The sequence below is a fragment of the Nocardia sp. A7 genome, assembly GCF_046549215.1.
Lineage (GTDB): Bacteria > Actinomycetota > Actinomycetes > Mycobacteriales > Mycobacteriaceae > Nocardia.
In genome coordinates, this window is the sequence record NZ_JAJPWE010000002.1 from 917,768 (window position 1) to 942,460 (window position 24,693).

The 24,693-nt window shown below is 67.7% G+C and carries 23 protein-coding genes; 7 read left to right on the forward strand and 16 right to left on the reverse strand.

Annotated features, from left to right (window positions below):
* Positions 1 to 32: 32 nt before the first annotated feature.
* Positions 33 to 1,262: an acyl-CoA dehydrogenase family protein gene (locus ACLJPD_RS15655; RefSeq protein ID WP_410873425.1), complete on the reverse strand. Its 1,230-nt coding sequence runs from the start codon at positions 1,260 to 1,262 to the stop codon at positions 33 to 35.
* Between the two features lie 29 nt (positions 1,263 to 1,291).
* Positions 1,292 to 2,428, reverse strand: coding sequence for an acyl-CoA dehydrogenase family protein (locus ACLJPD_RS15660; RefSeq protein WP_410872845.1), 1,137 nt, complete (start codon positions 2,426 to 2,428; stop codon positions 1,292 to 1,294).
* Positions 2,429 to 2,570: 142 nt separating this feature from the next.
* Between ACLJPD_RS15660 and ACLJPD_RS15665 the strand changes: the two genes are divergently transcribed.
* Positions 2,571 to 3,866, forward strand: coding sequence for a cytochrome P450 (locus tag ACLJPD_RS15665; protein WP_410872846.1), 1,296 nt, complete (start codon positions 2,571 to 2,573; stop codon positions 3,864 to 3,866).
* A complete protein-coding gene (locus ACLJPD_RS15670; protein ID WP_410872847.1) occupies positions 3,863 to 4,051 on the forward strand; it encodes a ferredoxin in 189 nt (62 codons plus the stop codon). Before ACLJPD_RS15665 ends, ACLJPD_RS15670 begins: the two co-directional genes overlap by 4 nt.
* A gap of 120 nt (positions 4,052 to 4,171) precedes the next feature.
* Here ACLJPD_RS15670 and ACLJPD_RS15675 read toward each other — a convergent pair whose 3' ends face one another.
* From ACLJPD_RS15675 to ACLJPD_RS15715, 9 genes are read right to left on the reverse strand one after another with little or no spacing between them, the layout of a single operon-like run.
* Positions 4,172 to 4,993 carry an NAD(P)-dependent oxidoreductase gene (locus ACLJPD_RS15675; protein WP_410872848.1) on the reverse strand — a complete coding sequence of 274 codons (822 nt, stop codon included), beginning with the start codon at positions 4,991 to 4,993 and terminating at the stop codon, positions 4,172 to 4,174.
* Positions 4,994 to 5,001: 8 nt separating this feature from the next.
* Positions 5,002 to 5,838, reverse strand: a complete 837-nt coding sequence (locus ACLJPD_RS15680) for an NAD(P)-dependent oxidoreductase (RefSeq protein WP_410872849.1) — start codon at positions 5,836 to 5,838, stop codon at positions 5,002 to 5,004.
* Positions 5,838 to 6,353, reverse strand: a complete 516-nt coding sequence (locus ACLJPD_RS15685) for a DoxX family protein (RefSeq protein ID WP_410872850.1) — start codon at positions 6,351 to 6,353, stop codon at positions 5,838 to 5,840. The genes ACLJPD_RS15680 and ACLJPD_RS15685 overlap by 1 nt, the downstream gene beginning before the upstream one ends.
* Positions 6,354 to 6,358: 5 nt before the next feature.
* The gene (locus ACLJPD_RS15690) at positions 6,359 to 7,336 is read right to left on the reverse strand and encodes an alpha/beta hydrolase (protein WP_410872851.1); all 978 of its coding nucleotides are present in this window, start codon (positions 7,334 to 7,336) and stop codon (positions 6,359 to 6,361) included.
* On the reverse strand, positions 7,336 to 9,033 hold the full coding sequence (locus ACLJPD_RS15695; protein ID WP_410872852.1) for a thiolase C-terminal domain-containing protein: 1,698 nt from the start codon (positions 9,031 to 9,033) through the stop codon (positions 7,336 to 7,338). The genes ACLJPD_RS15690 and ACLJPD_RS15695 overlap by 1 nt, the downstream gene beginning before the upstream one ends.
* A gap of 37 nt (positions 9,034 to 9,070) precedes the next feature.
* On the reverse strand, positions 9,071 to 10,432 hold the full coding sequence (locus tag ACLJPD_RS15700; RefSeq protein WP_410872853.1) for a cytochrome P450: 1,362 nt from the start codon (positions 10,430 to 10,432) through the stop codon (positions 9,071 to 9,073).
* 11 nt (positions 10,433 to 10,443) lie between these two features.
* Positions 10,444 to 10,638: a ferredoxin gene (locus ACLJPD_RS15705; RefSeq protein WP_410872854.1), complete on the reverse strand. Its 195-nt coding sequence runs from the start codon at positions 10,636 to 10,638 to the stop codon at positions 10,444 to 10,446.
* 11 nt (positions 10,639 to 10,649) lie between these two features.
* Positions 10,650 to 11,510, reverse strand: a complete 861-nt coding sequence (locus tag ACLJPD_RS15710; RefSeq protein ID WP_410872855.1) for a mycofactocin-coupled SDR family oxidoreductase — start codon at positions 11,508 to 11,510, stop codon at positions 10,650 to 10,652.
* A 31-nt stretch (positions 11,511 to 11,541) separates the two neighbouring features.
* Positions 11,542 to 12,249 (reverse strand): SDR family NAD(P)-dependent oxidoreductase, encoded by a 708-nt coding sequence (locus tag ACLJPD_RS15715; RefSeq protein ID WP_410872856.1) that lies wholly within the window; start codon positions 12,247 to 12,249, stop codon positions 11,542 to 11,544.
* A gap of 261 nt (positions 12,250 to 12,510) precedes the next feature.
* Here ACLJPD_RS15715 and ACLJPD_RS15720 point away from each other — a divergent pair, with 261 nt between their 5' ends.
* The 4 genes from ACLJPD_RS15720 to ACLJPD_RS15735 are packed head-to-tail and all read left to right on the forward strand — an operon-like array spanning position 12,511 to position 17,546.
* On the forward strand, positions 12,511 to 13,977 hold the full coding sequence (locus ACLJPD_RS15720; RefSeq protein WP_410872857.1) for an aldehyde dehydrogenase family protein: 1,467 nt from the start codon (positions 12,511 to 12,513) through the stop codon (positions 13,975 to 13,977).
* Positions 13,974 to 15,182, forward strand: a complete 1,209-nt coding sequence (locus ACLJPD_RS15725; protein ID WP_410872858.1) for a CaiB/BaiF CoA transferase family protein — start codon at positions 13,974 to 13,976, stop codon at positions 15,180 to 15,182. Before ACLJPD_RS15720 ends, ACLJPD_RS15725 begins: the two co-directional genes overlap by 4 nt.
* A gap of 19 nt (positions 15,183 to 15,201) precedes the next feature.
* Complete coding sequence (locus tag ACLJPD_RS15730) at positions 15,202 to 16,395, forward strand: OB-fold domain-containing protein (protein WP_410872859.1); 1,194 nt, start codon at positions 15,202 to 15,204, stop codon at positions 16,393 to 16,395.
* Positions 16,392 to 17,546, forward strand: coding sequence for a thiolase C-terminal domain-containing protein (locus ACLJPD_RS15735; protein ID WP_410872860.1), 1,155 nt, complete (start codon positions 16,392 to 16,394; stop codon positions 17,544 to 17,546). Before ACLJPD_RS15730 ends, ACLJPD_RS15735 begins: the two co-directional genes overlap by 4 nt.
* Positions 17,547 to 17,597: 51 nt before the next feature.
* Here the strand turns inward: ACLJPD_RS15735 and ACLJPD_RS15740 are convergent, their stop codons facing one another.
* From ACLJPD_RS15740 to ACLJPD_RS15760, 5 genes are all read right to left on the reverse strand, one after another.
* Entirely contained in the window at positions 17,598 to 17,900 is a 303-nt protein-coding gene (locus ACLJPD_RS15740; RefSeq protein ID WP_410872861.1) for a hypothetical protein, read from the reverse strand.
* A gap of 15 nt (positions 17,901 to 17,915) precedes the next feature.
* A complete protein-coding gene (locus tag ACLJPD_RS15745; protein ID WP_410872862.1) occupies positions 17,916 to 19,163 on the reverse strand; it encodes an amidohydrolase family protein in 1,248 nt (415 codons plus the stop codon).
* An 85-nt stretch (positions 19,164 to 19,248) separates the two neighbouring features.
* Positions 19,249 to 20,676, reverse strand: a complete 1,428-nt coding sequence (locus ACLJPD_RS15750; RefSeq protein WP_410872863.1) for a FadD3 family acyl-CoA ligase — start codon at positions 20,674 to 20,676, stop codon at positions 19,249 to 19,251.
* Complete coding sequence (locus ACLJPD_RS15755) at positions 20,673 to 21,869, reverse strand: amidohydrolase family protein (protein ID WP_410872864.1); 1,197 nt, start codon at positions 21,867 to 21,869, stop codon at positions 20,673 to 20,675. Before ACLJPD_RS15755 ends, ACLJPD_RS15750 begins: the two co-directional genes overlap by 4 nt.
* A complete protein-coding gene (locus ACLJPD_RS15760) occupies positions 21,866 to 23,464 on the reverse strand; it encodes an AMP-binding protein (protein ID WP_410872865.1) in 1,599 nt (532 codons plus the stop codon). Before ACLJPD_RS15760 ends, ACLJPD_RS15755 begins: the two co-directional genes overlap by 4 nt.
* Positions 23,465 to 23,783: 319 nt before the next feature.
* Here ACLJPD_RS15760 and ACLJPD_RS15765 point away from each other — a divergent pair, with 319 nt between their 5' ends.
* Positions 23,784 to 24,395 carry a hypothetical protein gene (locus tag ACLJPD_RS15765; protein ID WP_410872866.1) on the forward strand — a complete coding sequence of 204 codons (612 nt, stop codon included), beginning with the start codon at positions 23,784 to 23,786 and terminating at the stop codon, positions 24,393 to 24,395.
* The last annotated feature ends 298 nt before the right edge of the window (positions 24,396 to 24,693 follow it).

Consider the following 24,693-nt stretch of genomic DNA (forward strand, 5'->3'; position numbering starts at 1 on the left):
TCCTCGCCACACACGGGCGAGGAGCCACGAACTCACCGTCCGTGTGGAACTTCGTTGAAAGGCACGTCGCGATCGGCGGCTGACTCCCTCGGCATGCCGAGCACTCGTTCGCTGATCACATTGCGCGCCATTTCGGTGCTCCCGCCCGCCAGGCTCCACGCCGCACGGAACAGGTAGTCGAGCCCGACGGTTTCGGTGTCGGCGCCGTCTCCTGGGGTGTGGGTGGCCGCCATCGGACCGGCGATACGCACCGCGGTATCGGTTTGCAGCCACGCGTTCTCAGCGGAGAAGAGCCGGGGAACGGCACCGGCGGCAGGTGGTAGCGCGCCTGTTGTGATCGCCTTGGTCACGTGCGAGATGAGCTGGTCGCGCACGACATTCATCGCACGCGCCTCGCCGATGTCCTCGCGCACGCGCGAATCATCCTGTTGGCCGGTCGCTTTCGCGAGGCGGAGCAACTGGTCGGCTTCGCCGCCGAGGTGCGGGCGCGCGCCGCTGGTATAGGGCGAGGTGCCGCCGAGTGCCGCCCGTTCGTGGAAGAGCAGGCGCGAGGCGGCTGCCCAGCCCCCGTCGACCTGACCGACCACCGCGTCCGCCGGTAGCTCGACATCGTCGAAGAACTCCTGGCAGAACTCGGTCGATCCGGTGACCTGCTTGATCCGTCGCACCGTAACGCCCTCGGCATGCACCGGTACCAGGAACAGTGTCAGGCCTTGATGTTTGGGCACCGACCAGTCGGTGCGGGCCAGGCACAGGGCGTAGTCGGCGGCGTAGGCGCCCGAACTCCAGATCTTGGAGCCGTTGAGGATCCAGCGATCACCGTCGCGGTCGGCGCGGGAGGTGAGGCCGGCCAGATCCGAACCGCCGCGCGGCTCGGAGAGGAACTGCACCAGGATCTCGTCGCCGCGCAACACGGCAGGCAGATGAGTTCGCTTCTGTTCCTCGGTGCCGAGGTCGAGCAGGCTGGCAGCGCAGATGGCCAGGGTCGGCACATTCAGCAGCACTGGCATCTCGTAGGGGATGGACTCGTCGGTGAACGCGTCCTGATGGTCGGCGGTCAATCCGAGCCCGCCGTACTCGGCGGGGAAGCAGATGCCGGCGAAGCCGCCGTCGTGCAGCATCCGCTGCAACTGGCGCGCGCGATCCCATGCCGCCTCGGTGTCGGACGGCGGCGCCACCGACGGTGCCGGGGGCATGTTCGCCCGCAGCCAATCCCGTGCTCTGGTGCGGAATTTCTCGACGGGCTCGATATCGGTGGTCATACTGCTGCCTTCCTCGATGGACGGTGCGGTCATGCCGCGGTGTCGAGCAGATCGGTGATGTGGCGGCGGTGCTCTTCCGGCGTGCCGTACAGCGCGCGACCGAGGGTGATCCGGCGCAAATACAGGTGCAGATCGTGTTCCCAGGTGACGCCGATACCGCCGTGCAACTGCACGCAATCCTGGGCGATCACCGGCGCTTTCGAACCGACATAGGATTTCGCGATGCTGATGTACTCCGCCGTTTCCGGTGCACCGGCGTCCCAGGCGGCCGCGCCGGCGAACGCGGTGGCGCGGCAGGCCTCCAGCCAGGTCTTGTTGTCGGCCATCCGGTGCTTGAGCGCCTGGTACGAGGCCAGCGGTCTGCCGAAGGTGTAGCGCTCGAACAGCCAAGTCAGCGTGCTGGCCAGCGCTCGGTCGGCGGCACCGGCCGATTCCGCCGCGGTGAGCAGCGCGGCGACTCCCGCTTGGGCGCCTACGGCGGTGACGGCCTCGGTTCCGGTGTGGGTCACCGCCCCGGCTCCGACGACGACGTCGTCGAAGGCGACCCGGGCGGTGCGCCGGGTGAGATCCACGGTCCAGCTGGGGCTGACGGTCACACCCGGCGCATCGGCGGGCACCAGCAGCTGTACCGGGCCGTCATCGCTGGTGGCCGTGACCAGGAACAGGTCCGCCTGATCGGCCGCCTCCACTCGATCCTTCACGCCGGTCACCCGAAAGCCGTCACCGGAGGCCACCGCACGGGTGCCAGTGCCGGTGCCGGTGAGCGGGGCGAAACCCATCCCCGGCTCGTAGATAGCCCAGGTCGCGATGGTTTCGCCGGCCACGATGGTGCGCACGGTCTCGGCGAAGCGATCGTCGGCACCGGCCAGCCCGGCGAGAACCGCGCTGGTGGTGACGAACGGTCCGGGCGCCGCGCCGCGGCCGAGTTCCGCTGCCACCAGGGCGAGTTCGGTCATCGGGTGGCCCGACACCGAGCCGCCGCCGAGACTCTCGGGCGCGAGCATGGCGGTCCAGCCCAGCTCGGCGCCGCGCCGCCACCAGTCCCGGCCGAAGCCGGTACCGGCTTCGGCGAGTGCGCGCACGGTGGCGATGGGAACCGTTTCGGCGAGGAAATCGCGGGTGGTCATCTGGAAAAACCGCTGGTCCGCGGTGGGATCGTGGGGCATGGGGTCGGTCCTCCGGTTGACGCGAAGCTGCCATTGTGGAAATCTCATACTCACATGTGAGAGGCTTATTCTCAATCACGGAAGTCAACCGGCACTGACAGCCTCTGGGTGGCGTCGGCCGGAATCTCGAAGGGACCGTCGCGTGGTGCAAAACTTCCAGGATCTGGACTTCTTCCTCGGACAGGAATTGGTCACAGATCCCTACCCCTACTTCGATTCGCTGCGGGAGCAGTGCCCGGTGATGCGGGAGCCCCATCACGAAGTGATGATGGTGACCGGCTACGACGAGGCGCTCGAGGTCTACAACGACGTCGAACGGTTCTCCTCCTGCAACGCTGTCACGGGTCCGTTTCCCGGGTTCCCTGTCCCGCTGGACGAGAACAGCGATGTCGCCGCGCTGATCGCCGAACATCGCGACAGTCTCCCGATGAGCGATCAGCTGCCGACGATGGATCCGCCGATGCACTCCGAGCACCGGGCGCTGCTCATGCGGCTGATCACCCCGAAGCGGCTCAAGGAGAACGAGGAGGCGATGTGGTCGATGGCCGACCGCATGCTCGATCACTACCTGGCCAACGGCGGTGACTACATGCGGGAGTTCGCCGGTCCCTTCACGCTGTACGTGATCGCGGATCTGCTCGGTGTGCCCGCCGACGACCAGGAGGAGTTCCTGCACGCGCTACAGCGCGACCCCCATCGTGAAGGTGGCAGTGTCGGCAGCACCGAGGGGGAGGGCATGTCCCACAACCCGATCGAGTTCCTGTACGGCAGGTTCTCGGCCTATATCGAGGATCGCCGACGTAACCCGCGCAACGACGTGCTCACCAGCCTGGCCACCGCGACGTTCCCGGATGGTTCTCAGCCGGAGGTCCTCGATGTCGTGCGGGTGGCCGCCAACGTCTTCTCGGCCGGCCAGGAGACCACGGTCCGATTGCTGAGTGCGGCAATGAAATTGATCGCCGAACGCCCTGACATCCAGGCGCACCTGCGCGAGGACAAGAGCCGCATCCACAATTTCATCGAGGAGGCGTTGCGGATGGAGAGCCCGATCAAGGGCGACTTCCGGCTCGCGAAGTCGACCACGACGGTCGGTGGCACCGACGTGCCGGTGGGGACGGTGCTCATGGTCGTCAACGGAGCCGCCAACCGTGACCCGCGTCGCTTCGATGACCCCTCGACCTTCGATCCGGCGCGGTCGAATGCCCGCCAGCACATCGCGTTCGGGCGGGGGGTGCACACCTGCCCCGGCGCGCCGCTGGCTCGCGCGGAGGCCAGGATCGCCATCGAGCGACTGCTGGATCGCACCACCGACCTGCGGATCGATGAGAGCGTGCACGGACCGGTGGATGCGCGCGAATATCAGTATCTGCCCACCTACATCCTCCGGGGGCTCATGTCCTTGCATCTGGAAGTGGACGTGGTCGAGGACGCCCGATGAAGGTGACTGTCGACGCGGATCGCTGCCGTGGCCACGGTGCCTGTCTGGGGTTGTGCCCGGAAGTCTTCACCCTGACCGACAGCGGATACGCCGAAGCTGTCGCGGGCGCGGTGCCCGAACATCTGGAGGACGCGGTGGCCGATGCCGTCTCCGCCTGTCCGGAGAGTGCGATCGTCGTCGAGTGAGCGATCACCACCAAGGGCCGGGTGGATCATGCTGTAGCGCAGCGTGATCCACCCGGCCCGATCCGTTCGTAGGCTGAGTGGGTTGATCGCCAGGCGGTGATGTTCTGAGCGGTTCGGCGACTACGCGGTCGGAGCCTCGGGTGCACTCGGCGCGACCCCTGCCCGGATCGCCGGTCCCAGCAAGCCGAGGTCCGCACCGAGTGCCGCGACGAGATCGTGCGCTACCGCGATGTCCTTGCGCAGGAATTCACCGACGGTGGAACGGAATTCATCGACCGATCCGCGGGACGCGACGCTCGCGATCGCCCGCCCGCCACTGCTGGCATGGGGGAGCGCGGCGAGCAGAGCGGGCTCGGGCAGGCCGAGCTGCGCGCCCAGGCGCACTGCCTCGGCGACCAAGCCGATCTGTGCCGCGAACAAGATGTTGTTCACCAGTTTGACGCGCTGCCCGGCCCCGAGTGCTCCGACGTGCAGCACCGGATCGGCATACGCGCGCACCACTGCCCTGGCAGTGGCGACATCGGGGTCGGCGCCACCGAGGAAGACGGTCAGCGTGCCCGCGGCGATATCGTGCGGGCCGCCGCTGACCGGGGCATCGACCACGCCGATACCCCACTCGTGCGCCGTGGCGGCGACGACAGCGGCAGTGGCGGGGCTGCCGGTGGTGTGGACGACGATCAGCGCACCGCGCGGCAGTTCCGCGAGAAGTGGTCCGTCCAGACATATCTCACGAACCTGCTCGTCGGTGAACACGCAGACGAGCACCACCTCCGAGGCCCACGCCAACTCGATCACCGAGGTCGTGGTGATGGCACCGATCGCCGCCAACTCCTCGCGCGCCCGGTCCGTGCGGGCGAGGGCGCACACCGTGTGTCCGGCCTCGACCAGTCGTGCGACCATCGGGCGGCCCATCCGCCCGGCACCGATGAATCCCACGCGCATGTCGACTCCTACCGGCTCGGCAGTGTCGCGCGCTCGCGCTTCATCAGTGTCAGCGCGGCGTCGGCGGCACCGAGTTCGATGCCCGGTGCGGCGCCCGCCGCGTCGGCCAGCTCGGCGATCAAGCCGATATCTTTGCGCAGCAGGTCGCCGGCGTGGGCGGCCAGCGCGTCGAGGGTGCCGCCCGCGGCGACGACTCGGCCCAACGCGAAACTGTGGGCGGTTCCGTGGGTGATGACTTCCCCGAGCCGTCCAGGGTCGACGCCGAGTTCGGCGCCGAGACGCAAAGTCCCGTGCGCGGTAGCCAGATTCGCGGTGAAGAGCAGGTTGTTCAGCAGCTTGGCGAACTGTCCGGCACCCACCTCGCCCAGATGCACGATCGGATCGGCGTAGGTCGCGAAGACCGGCCTGGCAGCCTCGACCGCTTCGACCGCACCGCCGACCATCACCAACAACCTGCCATCGGCGGCCGCGGGCCCACCACCGCTCACCGGTGCGTCCAGCACCGAGATGCCGAGGGGTGCGGCGATTTCCGCCAGCTCCCGGCAGGTGTTCGGGTGCACCGTCGAGTGGATGGACAGCACCGTTCCGGGTGCCATCGCGGCGAGTACCCCCTTGTCGCCGGTCACGACCTCGCGGACATCGGCGTCGCCGACCACGCAGACACACACCAGGTCGCTGACCGCGGCCAGCTCGGCCGGGGAGTGCGCGGTACCTGCCGCGGTATCGGCGTAAGGCTCGAGCGTGGCAGCCCGGCGCGCCCACAGCGTGGTCGTGAACCCGGCGTCGATGATGCGGCGGGCCATCGGCCCGCCCTGACTGCCCAATCCGATGAATCCGACGCGCATCAGTGCGCCTCCTGTCCAGTGGTGTGTGTCGCCGGGCGATAGAAGGCCGCGAGCAGAGCGGCTGTGGAGGCGATCCCCAGTCCGAGGGCGACCGCGCCGCCCACCCACCCGGTGACCGTGATGTCGAGGGCGTGATCGAGCGAGATCCGGCCGGGGCCGAGAATGCCGAGGGCGACCGCGGCGACCGCGAGCACGAGGACGTACTCGTAGCCCTCCTTGAACACGAAGAATCCGTGCGTGCGGTGCGCGAGCAGCCCGGCGACGAGCATCACGCCCACCACCGCGCCGGCACCCAGCGGCGTGCACAGGCCGAGGACCAGCAGTGCGCCTGCCCCGATCTCGGTGATCACACTCAGCCACGCCTGCAGCAGGCCGTTGCGCAGGCCGAGTCCGGTGAACCAGCCGGCGGTGCCGACTATTCCGCCGCCACCGAGCCAATGGTTGACTCCGTGCGCGATCATGGTGCCGCCGAGGACTACTCGCAGCAGCAACAGTGCGACATCGGTCGCGTCCATGGCATTCACTTCCCTGGCGACACTGAGCCGCCGTCGAATTGTGTAGTGGGACCGGTAAATTCACCGTATTCTGCGGCTACTATGCACTCCTCGGCGAAGGCGAGCATGCCCAGGTGATAGGCAATGGCGGTATGGCCCACGCTGATGTTGTGTGCGGTATTGGGCTGGCTGTTGAGCACGACGCGAGGTGCGGCCGTGAACATCGCCCCCACCTCCGCCAGCGCCGCCGCGTCGTTGCACCAGACCCGCTCGTGATCGCCCGCGGTGAAGCGCACCGGCACCCGAATCCCGGCCGCCAGCTCGGGAAAGACCTTCGAACCCCAATCGGCGACGGCCTCGGTTTCGGACGGCGGGGCAGGCACCGCGATCGACGCGCCACGGTGGGTGCCCGACGGATAGAGTCGCGCCGGATTCCAGATGAGGTCACCGACGCCGGGCGGTCGTGGGCTGTCGGGGCCGACGGTGCGCAGGATGCCCGCGCCGTCCGGGTGGTAACGACAGCCGGTACCGGCCAGTTCCACGCCGAGCAGGTCGGCGAACCGCGGATCGCCCGCCATCCGCATCGCGAGTTCGGACCCCGCCGAGTGGGCGGTGAGGAAGACGCCGGCGCCGCGCGGGCGGTCACGCAGGAACGCGCTGATCGCCTCGAACATCAGGTCAACGCGAACATCCGCCGGAACGAGACGATCGGCATACGGTGCCGAGCTGCCGTACCCGGGTCGGTCCGGTGCGAGCACCGTGTAGCCGAGCCGGTGCGCCAGGCGGACCAGCGACAGCTCCGGATGGCCGGGGCAGTCGAAGTACGCCGAGGTGGTCGAGCCGCCGTGCAGCGCGACGAGCACCGCGCGCGGCGACGGTGTCTCGGCCAGCAGCCCGGAGACGGGGACCCCGCCGACCTCGGTGACCACGGCCTCCGGGGCATCGTCATCGACGTCGCGGAGTTCGGAATGGATGAGCGTCACGGTGTCTCGCTTTCTGGCCATCACGATTCGGTGCGCAGCAGCATCGCGCCGCCGGGGGTGAGCCCGCCGCTGGAAACCACCGCGACCCTGGCACCGGCCACCTGTCGCGGCCCGGCCTCCCCGCGCAATTGCGTCACCGCTTCGTGGATCAGTCCCATGCCATGGGTGCGGCCGTGGGAGAGCTGTCCGCCGTGGGTGTTCACCGGGATCAGCCCGTCGCGGGCGATGTTCTTGCCGCCGTCGAGAAAGTCCTTGGCCTCACCGATTCCGCAGAATCCGAGAGCCTCGATCCAGGACAGGCAGTTGAAGGTGAAACCGTCGTAGAGTTCGGCCACGTCCACGTCGCGTGGACGCAGATCGGTGCGGGTCCACAGATGCGCGGCCGGGCCGAGGACCTGCGGTTCGTGGGTGAGTGTGCTCTGGTCCCATTCGATGCGCTCGAGGATCTGGGTGCCGACCGCTTCGACGAACACCGGCGTGCTCGGCAGGTCGGCGACCGTGTCGGCGGCGGACACGATGACGGCGACCGCGCCGTCACACGGCACGTCGCAGTCGTAGAGCCCGAACGGGCTGGTGACGGGGCGCGCGTTCAGATAGTCGTCCATGGTCATCGGATCGCGATAGACCGCGCTGGGGTCGAGTGCGGCGTTGGCGCGCTGGTTCAGCGCGATCCAGCCGAGCGTCTCCCTGGTGGTGCCGTACTCGTGAAAGTGCCGCTGCGCCTTCTGCGCGAGGGTGTGCGCCGCCGAGGTGGCGCCGAACGGAGTCAGCCAACTGGTGGTCCGCCCACCGGTGGGGCTGATCCGGCCCGCTTTCATCAGCTCGCTGAAGGTGGATTCCCACACCGTGCGAAAGCACAGGACGTGTCGGGCCAGCCCGGCGGCCACCGCGGTCATGGCGGCGATCACGGCGCCGCCGGGGCCGAAGGTTTCGATTCCGCCGTTGTGCCAGGTCGGCCGGATGCCGAGGGCGGCCTCGAGCGCCGTCACGCCGCCCTCGGCGAAACCGCCGAGATTGCCGCCACCGGGATAGGACGACAGGCCGTCGATATCGTCGAAGGTGAGTCCGGCGTCGGCCACCGCGCGCTCGCAGGCCGCCACGGTCAGTGACAGGGCGGGCACCATGAGTCGGCGGCCGATCTGCGACATCCCGATGCCGGTGAGCGCGACCTCGTCCTCGAACTTGTTGCCGCGCAGCATCGGCCGCACGCGCTGGGCGAAGGTGTCGGGCGCGATCTCGTCGGTGGGCAGCTCGGCCGGTTCCGGCTGGTCGGCGACCGGCCGGAACAGGGGCAGCCACACATCGCCGTCCTGGTGGAAGACCACCTCGACCCGCATCCCGAGCTCGAGTGTGTCCGGGTCGGCCTCGATGATGTTGGTGGTCAACCGGACCCGCGGATCCTCGGTCAGCGCGACGGTGGCCACCACATATGGCGGATCGAGGCCGGGGACGGCGAATCGGTGGTTCACGGTGAAGCCGATGAGCGTCGCGAGGCCGGACACCGCGCGGACGCCGAGCTCGTGACCGCGACAGTAGCGGCACAGTGGCTGCGGGGGATGCACCAGCGCGGCGCAGCCGAGGCACTCCTGGATCCGCAGGACGCCATCGGCTCCCGCGGTCCAGAAGAATTCGGTGTCCAAGCCGAGCAGGGGTAGGGGCCGCCCGGACGCGGGTGCGGCCGTGGCTTTCCCGCGTTCTCCGGTGCTGTCCGCCGCCACGGGCGCCTCCTTCGTCTTCGCCGCGCGAGCGGGATGGTCAGATTTGCGCGCTGGCGCGATTGACTGTCACCGGCTCGGCGAGCCGCTGTTCGTCGACGACCTTCTGCAACTTCGCCAGCGTCTCGTCCAGGCCGGGCCCCAGCCGCTTGCCTGGCGTGAACGTGGCAGGCAGATGCCGCATGCCCTGGATCACCGCGATGGTGTCGTAGTGGACGGTCTCCGCCGCGACAGCCTGGTAGTCGGGCATCCGGTCGAGTACCGCGACGAGCATCCGCTTGAACACCACGCGCGCCACATTGGAGCCGATGCAACGGTGAACGCCGAGCCCGAAACTGTAGTGCCGGTTGCCTTTCCGATCGAGCACAACTTTCTCGGGGTCCTCGAACACGGCGGGGTCGCGGTTGGCCATCGCCCACGACAGCCACAGTCGATCGCCTTCCTTGAACGACGCGCCCGCCACGTCACAGTCGGCTGCGACGGTGCGCCCGTCGCCCGGTGCCGGCGTGTAGTAGCGAAGGAATTCCTCGGTCGCCGGGTCGAGCAGCACATCGCGTTCGCGGCTGAGCATCTCGCGCTCGGTCGGATTCTCCGAGAGCCATTCCAGCGCATGGGCGGTGAGCGCGGTGGTCGTGTCGAACCCGCCACCGATGAGCAGACTGAGCATGCCCAGGCTCTCCATGTCCGGCAGCGGCTCACCGTTGAGCGTGGCACCGAGCACCGCATGGATCAGGCCGGGACGTGGGGTGGCCCGGATCTCGGCCATATTGGTGAGCAGGTCGATGCCCAGTGTCCGGTGCATTTCCGCGACACGCGGGTAGTCCGGGGAATCCGGTGGGGTGTACACCGCCGCGTGCACCGGCTCGTTGTAGATGGTCCACTTGGCCAGCGGAATGCCGAGCATGCCGAGGGTGAGCACGGCGGGCACGACATTGGCCAGGTCGTCGACGAAATCGATACGCCCGCTCTCGATGTGCTCGTCGATCGCGGCCCGCACGACCTCGTCCACGAACGGCACCCACCGCTTGACGGCGGCGGGGGACAGATAGGGGTTGAGCACCGAACGCAACTCCCGATGCTCGGGCTCGTCCATTTCGAGGATGCCGCCGCGAATACCCCTGGCGCGCGGCGCGGGTGGGATCGAGATACCGCGGTAGCCCTTGCGGACGCCCTGGGTGTCGTGGTCGTTGGACACGTGCGGGCAGCGGGCGAGTTCGAAGACCTCGCGATTGCCCGCGGCGACCCAGTGGCCGTCGTAGGTGTCGGTCCAGGCGAGCGGGCACTCGCGCTGCATCGTCTCGGTGATCTCGGAGAACTCTTCGCGATACTCCGGTGCGTATCGGTCGAAGTGGAACGTGGGCTGTTTACGCTCGGCGTCGTGGCCGAGGTCGTCGACGGTCATGTCATGTACCTCTATTCCGCCAGGGTGATCGCGCGCTCGGGGCACGAGTGCACGGCCTCGCGCACCTGTTCCTGCTGATCCGACGGCACGGCCTCGCCCAGCGGCGAGGAGTGGCCGTCGATGTCACTGAGTTCGAACGACTGCGGCGCGATCATGGCGCACAATGTGTGCCCCTGGCAGCGCTGCTGATCGACGTGGACCTTCACAGTGATTCCTCTCAGATGTGGTATTCGTGCCACTTCAGATAGCCGCCGCCGTCGACGCGCAGCTGCGTTCCGGTGATGAAGCGCGACTCGTCGGAGGACAGGAACAGCACGGCCTCGCTGATGTCACGGGGGTCGATGAAGGGGATCGGCATGGCCTGCTGGACACCGAACACCGGCTCGGCGTCGGCGCGGGTCGGATGCTCGAGGTCGGGGCGAAACGATCGGTACATCGGCTCGCTCTGCAGCATCGGAGTGTCGCAGTTGGTCGGGTGGATCACGTTGGCGCGGATCTTTTGTGGCGCGATGTGCAAGGCCAGGTGGTGCACATACTCGGACAGGCCGCGCTTGGCCACCACGTAGGCCACGCCGCCGGGGTCGCGGCCCGGCTGATCCACCTTGGCGATGTCCATCAGCGCCGCGACCGAACCGGTGGCGATGATGGACGCGCCCGCCTTCAGGTGCGGCAGTGACACCTGGATGGTGTTGATGACGCCGATCAGGTTGGTGTCGATCACGTCCGACCACGCCTGCCACTGCGGCGTGCCCTTCATCCCGGCGATGCCGGCCTGGGCGATGACGACATCGAGGCGACCGAATTCGGCCACACCCCGGTCCAGGACCGCCCGCAGCTGGGCCACGTCGCGCACGTCGGCCTGCTCGGCCACGATGCGACGCCCTGTCTTCTCGACCAGCCGTGCCGTCTCTTCGAGGTCCTCGGGCCGCGACAGCGCGTAGCCGATGGTCTCGATATCGCGGCAGATGTCCACAGCGATGATGTCGGCGCCTTCTTCGGCCAGCCGGACAGCGTGACTGCGGCCTTGGCCGCGTGCCGCTCCGGTGACGAAGGCGACCTTGCCCTCTACGCGTCCCACGGGTCTTCCTCTCGTTCAAGGTGATCGGTGCTCATGTGTTGCGGCCGCCGTTGACACCGAAGATCTGTCCGGTGATGTAGGCGGCTTCGTCGGAGATCAGGAAGGCGCACATGGCGGCGATATCGGCCGGGGTGCCGATCCGGCGCACGGGCGTGCGCTGGATGTGGTCCTCGACCGTCCCGCCGAGCCGGCCTGCCTGTTCGTTCTTGCGCAGCATCGGGGTGTCGATGAAACCGGGGGGCACCGCGTTCACGGTGATGCCGGACGGGCCGAGCTCCAGCGCAAGCGCTTTGGTGAGTCCGTTGACAGCCGACTTGGCCGCGACATAGTGCGCCATGAACGGCTGGCCCGAATGCGTGCTCGACGAGGAGATGTTGACGATGCGGCCCCAGCCCGCGTCGAGCATGTCGGGCAGCACGGCCTGGATCGTGTGGAAGACGCCGTGCAGGTTCACGTCGATGACCCGCTGCCACTGCTCGAACGACATCTTCTTGAACCGCTGGAAGCCGTCGAGCCCGGCGGAGTTCACCAGGATCGTGATCGGCCCGAGTTTCGCCCGGACCGCATCGAGGGCCGCCGCGATCTGGATCGGGTCGGTGACGTCGGCGCGATAGGCGAAGTCGTCGTCCTCGGGCGGGGCGAGATCCAGGGTGGCGACATGGAATCCGCCGCTGCGTAGGCGTTCGGCGATCCCGAGCCCGATGCCGGATGCGCCTCCGGTGACTACCGCCGTCTTCACGCGCGGCCCTCCGTTCCGGCCTTCGCTACCGGTGTAATGCGGAACACAAGAATCTCCCTTCCGAATGCGAGAACCGTACTCTCGGGAAGTCGTGGTTCGCAAGAGCCGAACAGGATCCGACGTGTGTCAGGCGCGTTCGGAAATCGGGCCCGATCGGGCCATCTCGGTGGATCCTTGCCGCGATCCACTCTGCGGCAGTACCATTCTCACCGCAAGAGAATTGTATTTCCATGGGGAGGCACTCCCCAGCGAGGAGGCGGGATGTCAACGCAGGAAGTGGCGGAGACGGTGACACGTCGATTGCTTGTCGACGGGCAACTCCGGGAGACCGGGCGCACGCTCGCTTCGCTCGATCCGGCGACCGGTGAGGTGTACGGCTACGCGCCGGAAGCCGGCGTCGCCGACGTGGACGAGGCCGTTGCCGCCGCGCGCCGCGCGTTCGACCGAACCACCTGGGCGACCAACCCACGGTTCCGTGCCCGCTGCCTGAAGCAGCTGTATCGCGCACTGCGCGACAATGTCGAGGACCTGCGCGCGCTGACCATCGCCGAAGTGGGTGCCACGCGGGCGCTCACCCAGGGCAACCAGCTCGAGACGCCGTTCGAGATCGTTCGCTACTACGCCGACATGCTCGATGACTACGCGTGGACCGAGGATCTCGGCAACGTGGAGATCCGGGGCCAGCAGCACCACCGATGGGTCGAGAAGGAAGCGGCCGGTGTGGTCGCCGCGATCGCCGCCTACAACTATCCGCACCAGCTCGCGCTGGCCAAGCTGGCGCCCGCACTGGCGGCAGGCTGCACCGTGGTCCTCAAGGGCGCGCCCGACACTCCGCTGTCCACGCTGGCGCTGGGCGAGATCATCGCGAACCACACCGAGATCCCGGCCGGCGTGGTGAACGTACTGGCGTCCTCCGATATCGAGGTGGGCAAGCGGATGACCACCCATCCCGACGTGGACGTGGTCACCTTCACCGGGTCGACGCCGGTGGGCCGCGAGATCATGGCCGCCGCCAGCGCCACCCTCAAGAAGGTGTTCCTCGAACTGGGCGGCAAGTCGGCGATGATCCTGCTCGACGACGCGGACTACACCACGGCGGCGATGTTCGCGGCGTTCAGCGTCGTCACCCACGCCGGACAGGGCTGTGCGCTCACCACCCGGCTGCTTGTCCCCGCGCAGGCCCACGATCAGGTCGCCGAACTGGTCGCGGGGAACCTCGCCCACGTCCGCCACGGTGACCCGAACGACCCGAAAACCTATATGGGACCGCTCATCAGCGAAAAGCAACGCGACAAGGTGGACGCCATGGTGCAGCGCGCGGTCGCCGCCGGCGCCACCCTGGTCACGGGTGGACACAAGCTCGACCCCGGCTTCTTCTATGCCCCCACGCTGCTCGCGAATGTCGACCCCGACAGCGAGATCGCGCAGGAGGAAGTGTTCGGTCCGGTCCTGGCGCTCATTTCCTACACCGATGACGATGACGCGGTCCGCATCGCCAACAACTCGATCTACGGGCTGTCCGGTGCTGTGTTCAGCGCCGACGCGGATCGGGCCAAGGCCGTGGCGCGTCGGGTGCGCACCGGAACCTTCAGCATCAACGGCGGCAACTACTTCCACCCGGATGCTCCGTTCGGCGGGTACAAGCAATCGGGGATCGGCCGGGAGATGGGCAAGGACGGGTTCGAGGAGTTCCTCGAGCGCAAAACCCTCGCGGAAGTCGTCGCGTGAGCGGGCCGTTGGCGGGCATCAAGGTGCTCGAGGTCGCGATGTACGGATTCGTGCCCTCGGCCGGTGCGGTGCTGTCGGACTGGGGTGCCGACGTGGTGAAGGTGGAACACGCGAGTGGGGGAGATCCGCAGCGCGGGTTGCGCCGGGTCGGCAACTTCACCGTCGAGGGCGACCCGAATCCGAATGTGGAGCACGCGAACCGGGGCAAGCGCAGTATCGGCATCGACATGTCGGTGCCGGAGGGACGCGAGGTGGTCCAGTCGCTTGCCCGTGACGCGGACGTGTTCCTCACCAGCTTCCTGCCGTCGGCTCGGGCCAAGTTCGGCATCGACGTCGATGACATCCGTGCGGTCAATCCCGGCATCGTCTACGCCCGCGGTAGCGCACTCGGTCCACGCGGTGCCGAGTCCGGGCGCGGCGGTTACGACATGACCGCCTTCTGGTGCCGGGCGGGGATCGCCGCGAGCATCACCCCGGCCGGGGTGGAGGGGTTGATCCCGCCGCCCGGTCCGGCGTTCGGCGACACCATCTCCGGCACCAATCTGGCGGGTGGTATCGCCGCCGCGCTGCTGAAACGGGAACGCACCGGGGAAACCTCGGTCGTCGACGTGTCACTGCTCGGCAGCGGGCTGTGGGCACTGGGCCACACCATCGCGCTGTCGGCACATCAGCAGCAGCCGATGGTGGCGCCCCCATCGGGCGTGCACGGCGCGCCGACGAATCCGCTGTCGGGCCTCTACGCCACCTCCGACGACCGGTACCTGTCGTTCGTGATGCTGCAGCCCGCCAAGTTCTGGGCTGATGTGTGCCGCCATATCGACCGTCCGGAACTGGCGCAGGACCCTCGATTTCGCGATGCGGCCTCGATCGCCGAACACACCGCGGCGGCGGTGGCGATCCTGCGCGGGGTGATCGGTGGACGCACGCTGGCCGAGTGGACGCAGCGATTCGCGACACTGGCCGGTCCATGGGCGCCGGTGCAGGATTCGCTGCAGCTGCTCTCCGACGCGCAGATCAGAGCGAACGACTACGTGCTGCCCGCGGGCGAGCTCGAGCTGGTCGCCAGCCCGGTGCAGTTCGACGTCGAACCGCCGCGGGTGCGGCCGGGACCGGAGTTCGCCGCACAGACCGAAGAGATCCTGCTCGAGCTCGGACTCGACTGGGATCAGATCATCACGCTCAAGACCGCCGGTGCGGTCACCTGAGCGTCCGGAAGGAGCGCACATGCCGCATGTCGCATCGATAGGGACGTATCTGCCGTGCTGGGGAGACCAGCACCGGCGGGTCGTCGGCGGCGACGAGGACGCGGTCACCCTCGCGGTGGCGGCAGGTCGTTCCGCGCTCGCCGAGGGCGAGACGGTGGAGCGGGTGGTGGTGGTCAGCCGCGATCTGCCCCTGGTGGAGAGCAGCAACACCGCGGTCCTGCTCGCCGGGCTCGGCCTCGACCCCGAACTCGAAGTGATCGAGCGCCTCGGCGGTGCCCCCGCCACGCTGGACGCGCTGAGTTCGGCCCGCCCACGCACCCTGGTGATCGGCGTGGACGTCGAGCCCGCGGGCGCCGCGGCCGCCTGGATCTCCGACCACGGTGGTGCGCAGATCCGTACCACAGCGAGGGTGGCGCGCAGCCTGCCGGTGCGCACGCGAAACGCCAACGGGGTCAACGACTATGGAGATCCCCGCCTGCTGCGTGAGCGGGGGGTGGTTGCGTCGCTGTCGGCGGCCTGGCTCGACACCCCGGTCGCGGTGGCGGGGGTGGACCACAAGCAAGCTGTCGCGTTGTGCCAGGCGCCGCCACGGCTGCCGACCACGGGGGCGTCCTCGGCGCTGTTCGCGCTGGCCGCCATGGCCGAATCGGCCGCCGCCGGGCTGCTGGTGGGTGTGGAGCAGGCCGGCCTGTCGGGTGTCGCTGTCGTGTCGGGACCGGTGTCGCTGCGGCGCAACGAGCCGTCGGCGCGCCCGCCGCTCGACGGTGTCGTCGAACCCGCGACCGATCGACCGATCTCGCTGGCCGCCTACGAGCGGGCATTCGAGGCCAAGGTGCGCTGGGAAGCGGGTCGCTTCGACGGCAGCGACACGCTGGACTTCCCTCCGCGCTACCGGCTCGGCGAGGACGGAACACTGGCCACCGACTACACCCTGGTGCCGTTGCCGCGCACCGGAACCGTCTATGCCGAGACCACCGTGCGCATGCCGGTGGCCGGCCTCGAGTGCCCGTACTCGCTGGTCATCGTCGAACTCGACGAGGTCGGGGTGCGTGCGCTGGCCAAGGTGACCGGTGGTGATGCCGGAACCGTGGGCATCGGCGTGCGCGGCCGAATGGTGTTGCGCCGGATGGCGACCCGCTCGGGCGTCCCGGACTACGGATACGCGTTCGAACCCGAGACCGTTCGCGCCCGGCAGGAAAGGGAATTGCCATGAGAAGAGTCGCTGTCGTCGGCGCGGGGATGACCCCCTTCGCCGAACACTTCGCCTTGGGCATCGGTGACCTGCTGCCGATGGCCTTCGCCGAATGCGCCGCCTCGGTCGACAAGGGGCTGCGGGTGGCCGACATCGACGCGGCGTGGTTCGGCGCGCTCCGGACCACCGACGGGTCCGGGATACTCGCGGAATCGCTGGGGCTTGCCGAGTTGCCGGTCACCCACATCGAGAATTCCTGTGCCACCGGCAACGACGCGGTACGTAATGCGTTGTACGCCATCGCTTCCGGTGCGGTGGATGTGGCGTTGGTGATCGGTGCGGACAAACTGCGCGAGACCGCCCAGAAGGACATGCTGCGCGAATGGGAGTCGATGACCAGGCACCGAGCCTGGGACTACGAGCTCGGCCTGTTCGCGCCCGCCGGTTACGCACTGCACGTGAACCGCTACCTGCACGAGTCGCACGCCACGCGGGAGCACCTGGCGATGGTGGCGGTGAAGAACCATCGGCACGGTGCGCGAAATCCGAAGGTGCGGTTGCCTTTCGAGATCACCATGGAACAAGCGCTGCAAGCCCCGATGGTCGCCGACCCGTTCCGGGTGTACGACTGCGCACCCCAGAGCGACGGGGCCGCCGCACTGGTGCTCGCCGCCGAGGAAGTGGTGGACCGCTACACCGACGCCCCGGTCTGGGTGCGCGGGGTCGGGCTGGGACTGGACTCGGTCATGCTCCAGCACCGGCCGGATCTGACCACCTTCCCGGCGACCGTGCGGGCGGCGCGGCGCGCTTTCACGATGGCAGGTCTCGGCCCTGGCGACATCGACGTGGCCGAGGTACACGACTACTTCACCGGCATCGAGCTGATGAGCTATGAGGATCTCGGGTTCGCCGAACGATTCGAGGGCTACAAGCTCCTCGAGACCGGGGCGACCGCGGTCGGGGGTGCGCTGCCGGTCAATCCCAGTGGTGGCCTCAAGACCAAGGGGCATCCGCCGGGGGCCACCGGCATCGCCCAGTGCGTCGAGCTGTTCGAGCAGTTGCGCGGCACCGCGGTGAATCAGGTCGACGGCGCGCGGATCGGTTTGGCGCACAATCTGGGTGGGCCGACCTCCGTCTCCGCGATCACCATCCTCGAGGGCCCCGGCCGCTGAGCACGTGCGAGAGCCCGGTACCTGATCAGGTACCGGGCTCTGTGTCGTGCGTCAGAGGGAACTCCACACAGTGACTCTGGTTCGCGCGGGGTCCGACGCCGTCGACATCGTCATGCGGCCGTCCATCGACCGTGCGCGCAGCTCGGCGAGGATGGTTGCCGGGTCATCGTCGAGGTCGAACACGGCCAGGTACTGCAGTTCGTCCGGTCCGCCGCGTTCGAGCCGGTGCCGTTCGCACGACACCACCCCGGGGATGGTGAGGACCTCCGGGATGTGCACATCGGTGTACCAGCGGTTGTATTCCTCGTCCATCCCGTCGTGCGGGGTGGCGAAAACCATGAGTCGAGCTGTCATCGTCGATCAGACTTCCTATCGGGTGTAAGCGGCCGCGTAGTCGGCCCTGGATCGGGTGGAGATGTCCACGTCGGTGGCGGTGGCACGGAGCGCGCCGACCGTCGCCTGCGCGCGGGGGATCTGCTGGAACGGATCCCAGCCGAAGTGCCTGCAGGCGTTCTCCCACGTGATCTTGTGGATGTCGGCGTCGGAGGCGCCCGCGGATTCGAGTTCCTCGAGCACGAACTCGGGGGCATTGGGCCAGATCGAGTCCGAGTGCGGGTAGTCGCATTCCCACGCGATGTTGTCGATGCCGATGTCGTGGCGCAGTTTCAGCGAGGTCCGGTCGGTCACGTAGCACGCGAGCACGTGCTCCCGGAAGACCTCGCTTGGCAGCTTGCCGCCGAAGTCGCGGCGCAGCCAGCGCTGGTTGGTGTAGTGCCGGTCCGAGCGGTCGAGGAAGAACGGGATCCATCCCACACCGCCCTCGGACAAGGCGACCTTCAATCCGGGGAAGCGCCGGAATGCCGGTCCCCACAACAGGTCCTGGGCCGCGATCAGCGAAATGCTCGGCGCGAGCACCATGAGATTGTCGATCGGCGCGTTCGGCGCGAGCCGCAGCACGCCGAAGCCCTGCCCGATGTGCAGGTTCATCACCATCTCGTTGTCCTGCAGCGACTGGAAAACCGGGGCCCAGTGGTCGATGTCGTGATAGCTGGGCAGTCCGTCGATGTGCGGCAGTTCCGGCATGGTCACCGAGTGGCAGCCGCGGGCGGCCAGCCGCTCGATCTCGGCCACCGCCAGCTGTGGATCCCACATGGGCAGGATGCCGATCGGGATGAAGCGGCCGGGGTAGGCACCCGCCCAGTCCTCGATGTGCCAGTCGTTGTACGCCGCGATCATGGCGACGGTGATCTCGTCCTGACCGCCGCGGCTCAGATGCCCCGCGCTGAAGCCGGTGAAGGTGGGAAAGCACATGGACGCGAGCACGCCGTTGACGTTCATATCGCGGATGCGCTCGTGCACGTTGTAGACCGCCGGGCGCATCTCCGCGTAGCCGGCCGGGTCACGGCCCCATTCCTCCGCGGGCCAGGTGACCACGGCGTTGAGTCCGGCGACACCGGTCGGCCGGTCGCGGTAGATCCAGTGGTCGACGCCCTTCTCGTCGGCGACCACCTTGGGCGCGTAGTCGGCCCACTTGCGCGGGACGTGCTGGTCGAACATGTCGAGTGGCTCGACCACGTGGTCGTCGATGCTCACGAGTATCAGGTCGTCGGTCTTCACTGGACTCCTCGGTCTGTCATGTGCTGCGCGGCGGCCGCACGATCTCGCCGCGCCCTGACTGAGCACGGCGCGGGGCCGGAATGGATCAGGGCAGTTGGTCTTTCATCACCTTGCCGGTCGCGTTGAGCGGCAAGGTGTCAAGGAAGCGCACCGATCGGGGCACCTTGAATCCCGCCATCCGAGCACGACTCCACTCGATGAGTTCAGCCTCGGTGACTTCGGCCTTGACCACCACGTACGCCCGGCCGACCTGGCCGAGTCGCTCGTCCGGCACGCCGACGACCGCGGCCTGGGTCACGGCGGGATGTTCGAGCAGGAAGCCCTCGATCTCCGCCGGGTAGGCGTTGAATCCGCCGACGATGAACATGTCCTTCTTGCGTCCGACGATGCGCAGCCTGCCTTCGGGGTCCAGCTCGCCGAGATCGCCTGTCCGCAGCCATCCGTCGGGACCGATCGCGGCGGCTGTCGCGTCGGGGTCGTCGAGATAGCCCAGCATGACCGAGTAGCCGCGGACCAGCACCTCGCCGTCGTCGGCGATGCTGACCTCGACCCCCGCGCACGGGCTACCCACGGTGGTCGCGATCTGTTCGAAACTGTCGCCGGGCCGCGAGGCGGTGACCGTGCCCGCTTCCGAGAGGCCGTAGCCGGTCATGATCGACTGGAACGGTAGCTCTTCGGTGATTCGGCGGATCAGTTCCACCGGGATGTCGGCGGAACCGGTGACCGCCGCCCGCAGCGAGGACAGATCCCGGGTGCCCTTGGCCTCCAGTAGCGAGTGGTACAGCGTGGGTGGCCCCGGCAGCATCGTCACGCGCTCGCGTTCCACGATGTCCATGACCGCGTCGGCATCGAAGACCGCGACCGGGAGGATGGTCGCACCGCGGATGAGCGAGGCCACCAGCCCCGCCTTGTACCCGAAGATGTGAAAAAAGGGATTGACGATCAGATAGCGGTCGCCCTCGCGCAGATCCGCCAGGTCGCACCACTCCGTGTACAGCCGCAGCGTCTGCTGGTGGTTCATCATGACGCCCTTGGGGCGCCCGGTCGTACCCGAGGTGAAGACGATGTCTGCGATGTCGGTGCCGGCGACCCGGCGTTCGAGCGGCTGCCCGCTGTCGAGGAAACCGGACTTCAGGTCGATCATCGGTACGTCGGTGACGCCGGTGTAGTCGGTGCCGAGGAAGCCCTGCTCCACGACCACCGCCGCGGCACCACTGCGGGCGATGATGTCGCGGGCTTCCTCGGCCTTGAACCGGGTGTTCACCGGAACCAGCACGCCGCCCGCGGTGAGCAGGCCGAAGGCCGCGATGATCCACTCCGCGGAGTTGGGCGCCCACAGCGCGACCCGGTCACCCCTGTCGATGCCCGCCTCGGCGAACGCCCCCGCGGCCCGGCGAATCCGGGCCGCGAGTTCGGTGAAGCTCAACCGCAGATCGCCGTCGACGACCGCTTCGGCATCACCGAAGCGATCCGCCGCGCTCAGGACCATCTGCGGGATGGATTCCCAGTTCATACCTTGAGCAGCCGCGCCAGGTTGCCGCCCATGATCTTGGCCTGGTTGGCCAGCGGCATGTCCTTGATCTCGTGGATGTAGCGCGCGGGCTCGGCCAGACCCTCCGGGTGCGGCCAGTCGGAACCGAACAGCACATGATCGACGCCGATGACGTCGGAGAGGCGTTGCAGATCCTCCTCCCAGAACGGGCTGACGTAGAGACTCTGCTTGATGGCCTCGATCGGGTTGCGGAAACCGAAGCCCTCCGGTGCCTTCTTGTAGACGTCGGTCAACTGCTGCAGCAGGGGCTCCAGCCAGGCGGAGCCGTTCTCGATGACCGCGATCTTCAGATCCGGGAAGCGGTTGAGCGCGCCGTGGCACACCCAGGAGGCGACCGCGTCGGTGACGGGGCGCCACTGGTTCGTCATGGCGAAGGCGTTGGTCTTGAACGGCAGCATCTCCAGACTGCTGCCTTCCCACTCGGCATCGAAGCGCGAGTAGCCGCTGTCGGAAGAGTGCATGGTGACCAGCACATCGAGTTCGACGACCCGCTTCCAGAACGGATCGAACTCGGGCAGCGCGAACGAGCGCATCCCCTTGAATCCGGGTACCGGGGCGGGGCGGATCAGGATCGCCTTCGCGCCGTGCTCCACGACCGCCCAGTTCAGTTCCTCGATCGCCTTCTCGACGATCGGCAGGGTGATCACCGGAATGGTGAAGATCCGGTCGGAGTGGACGAAGTTGCCGTCCTGGCCCCACTCCTCGAGCATCCACTGATTCAGCGAGTGGACCACCGCGTGGATCAGCTCGGGATGGTGACGCAGTCGTTCCTCGACCAGGCTGGCCAGCGTCGGGAACATCAGCGCGCGTTCCAACTGGAGCTCGTCCATGGCCTGCAGACGCGCTTGCGGGTTGCGGAAGGCGTCGATGGCCTTCATCGACTTGCCGAAGATCTCGCGCTTGCTCTTGCCCTCGGGATTGCCGTTCTTGAAGTAGTCCTCCATGGCTCCGGGGCGGGCCACCACGTCGAAGGTGGGATTGGGGATGTACTCGCTGATCTGGCCGAGCACCGCGATCTTGGTGCGGCCGTTGAGCTCCACGTACTGGATGGCTCCCGCGTACTCCTTGGGCAGATGCCTGGTGAGCGCTTCCTTGGTCTCGTAGAGATGGTTGTCGGCATCGAAAAGCTGGTACGGCAGCTCGATCTTCGTCATGAAATCCTCCTTGTCACTGTGCGAGAATCGTATTCTCTTTCAGGGGTAATCGCAATGCTGTCCGTGCGTGCGGCGAGGTCGGCGCGCACCACGAACTTCTGGATCTTGCCGCTGGCGGTGCGCGGGAAATCGGCGACGGCGTGCACCTGTTCGGGCCACTTCTGCTTGGCCATGCCCGCGGTGGTGAAGTGCGCGCGCAGTTCGTCGAGCGTGGGTACGGCATGTCCGGGCAGCAGGCGCAGCACCGCGGCGGTTCGCTCGCCGAAGCGTGGATCGGGCACCGCGACCGCGACCGCTTCGGCCACCCCCGGCACCGTCAGCAATATCTCCTCGACCTCGAGCGCGCTGATGTTCTCGCCACCGCGGATGATCATGTCCGACTTGCGATCGGTGATCGTCAGGTAGCCGTCGTCATCGAGGACGCCGATGTCGCCGGTGTGGTACCAGCCGTCGGCGTCGAAGGCCGCGGCGGTGAGCTCGGGGTCGGTGTAGCCCAGGCACAGATCCGGTCCGCGGCTCAGGATCTCGCCGTCCTCGGCCAGTCGGATCTGCACGCCGGGTAGTGCCTCGCCATCGGTGAAAAGACGCTTGTCCCGCGGGGCGGTGTGGCGAGAGCCGGTGATCGACGGATGCTCGGTGCTGCCGTAGGAGCGGTAGACGGTGATACCGGTGTCGGCCAGGCGGGTGGTGAGGGCGGCGGGCACGGAGGCACCCCCGAGTCCGGCATAGCGCAGGTACGGCAGGTGCGCGTCGGTCCAGTCGGGATGGTCGAGCAGGGTGGTGACGTAATACGGAACGCCGCCACCGACGGAGAGGCCCTCGGCCCTCATCAGGCGCAGGATGCCGGCCGGATCCCACACGTCGACCAGGTTGATCGGCTGTCCATCGAGCACCGGGATCAGAAAGGCGTTGATCATGCCGATGAAATGTCCGACCGGGGCGGCGGTGACCTGGTCTCCGCGATCGGCGGGGTAGATCCCGGCCAGCTGACGCGTCTCGTGTCCGAGGGTGTGATGGCTGTGCACGACACCCTTCGGGGCCCGTGTGGTGCCGGAGGTGAACGCGATCAGCGCCGCGCGGTCCGGTTCCACCGGCAACGTGCCGGGCAGTGGTTCGTCGTCGAGCAGCTCGTCGAAGTCGCGGCCGACGACGCCGACGATGGGGACGTCGCGATAGACCTCGGCGGGGAAATCCAGGCTGCCGAACCGGTCGGCGGTGACGAAGACCTTGGGTTGGACGGTCTCGAGAATGTGGGTCAGTTCTCGCCTGCCGTAGAAGTGGACCACCGGCACCACGGTGGCGCCGAGGAACGCCGAGGCCCAGAAGGTCGCCGCGGCTTCCATCCAGTTCGGCAGCTGGAAGGCGACGACATCGCCGGGCTCGACGCCACGGCGGTGCAGGCCTGCCGCGAGCCGGCGGGCGGTCTGTTCGACGTCGGCGAATGTGCCCGACCATGGTCGCGTCGAGGAGTGCACTCGGAAAGCGGCATCGGGGGCGGTGCGGAGTCCGCTCGTCAGCAGGTCGCCGAGTGTCTCCGAGGTCCACCAGCCCTGTTCCCGGTAGTGACGGACCAGGTCTGGCGGAATCGTGCGCATCGTCGAACTCCATCTCCGGCAGGTTGAATCAACTGGATGATTCCAGCATTCTCCCAAACAGAGAAGCATATTTCCGTACCGCGAACAAGGTCCGAAAGCGCGGCGCCGGAGTGGCGAAACTTCCGCTGGAGTCATGTGATCTGGCTCACTTTTTGGCGTAATCTGAGAATGTCCATCGCGCCGGGGAGAATCGAATTACTGTGGGCAGCAGTTGCGTTCCGCGAGACCGGTAGTGCTGTGTCACAACAGGCGGGCGCTGCCAGGTCGCTCGTAAGGCGACCGTTTCAGCTTTCCGTATGCGATAACGGGGATGGAAGATATGGCTACACGATCCGTCGAATCCGTTGACCACGGTCGTCGCGGTGTCGATTCCGCGACCCGGTGGCGCGAACACGCGCACCGGCATCCGCTCCGTCACCGTTTGGCGGTCGTGGGGCCCGACGCCGCCGATGTCGTTCGGCACGCAGGTGGCTGGCTGTTCGACCGTGCCGCGGCGGGGTGGGAGGTCACCGTTCTCGTCTCCGACCTCGACAATGTGGGCGCGCTGCAGATTCTCGGCGCCACCGTGCTGGAACTGCGACCGTCGCTGGCGCATCCGAAGCACGACCTGTGGCCCACCGCTGTCGCGGTGTCCGTGCGGAGTTACCTGACCGAACGCGAGGTGCGCGCCGGAGTGCTCGACTGCCTGGACAACGGTTTGACCGAGGTCGCGATCTGGGGTGAGGGCCTGCCGGACGAACTGGAAGCGCGGGTGGGCGCGTCCTGTCACCGGGTGAGTGTGGCCGCGCAGGCCTTCAAGTCGTGCGCGCTGGCCGCCGCCGGGTTCCCCGGCGAGGCGAGGTCACCGATCGAGTCCTTCCGGTCCGGTGCCCTGCTTCCGCCCTCGTTCCGGGAGACGATGCGCGACCTCGTGCCTCCCTCAGGGCGATAGTTCTGCCGCCGAGTCCCTTGGCGACTCGGCCTGTGATCACCGCCGTCGACTGGTTCCGGCGGGAGTTGTCTCTGCCGTGTCGAAAAGTGCGGCAATGCTTGGTAATTCGCGTATTCCCATGCGTGGGTTCGGCGCTGGAGGCTGACCGTTGGCGGCGACGCTTGCCGCAGTGAGAATGGCATTCTCTTCTGGCTTGGCCATGACTCTTGACGTGAACCATCAATGATGACCACAATGGAGAAGCACGTTTCCGGGTAGTGGTGCAGCGAATGTCCGCTCCTTCTCGCCGCGCTGTGTC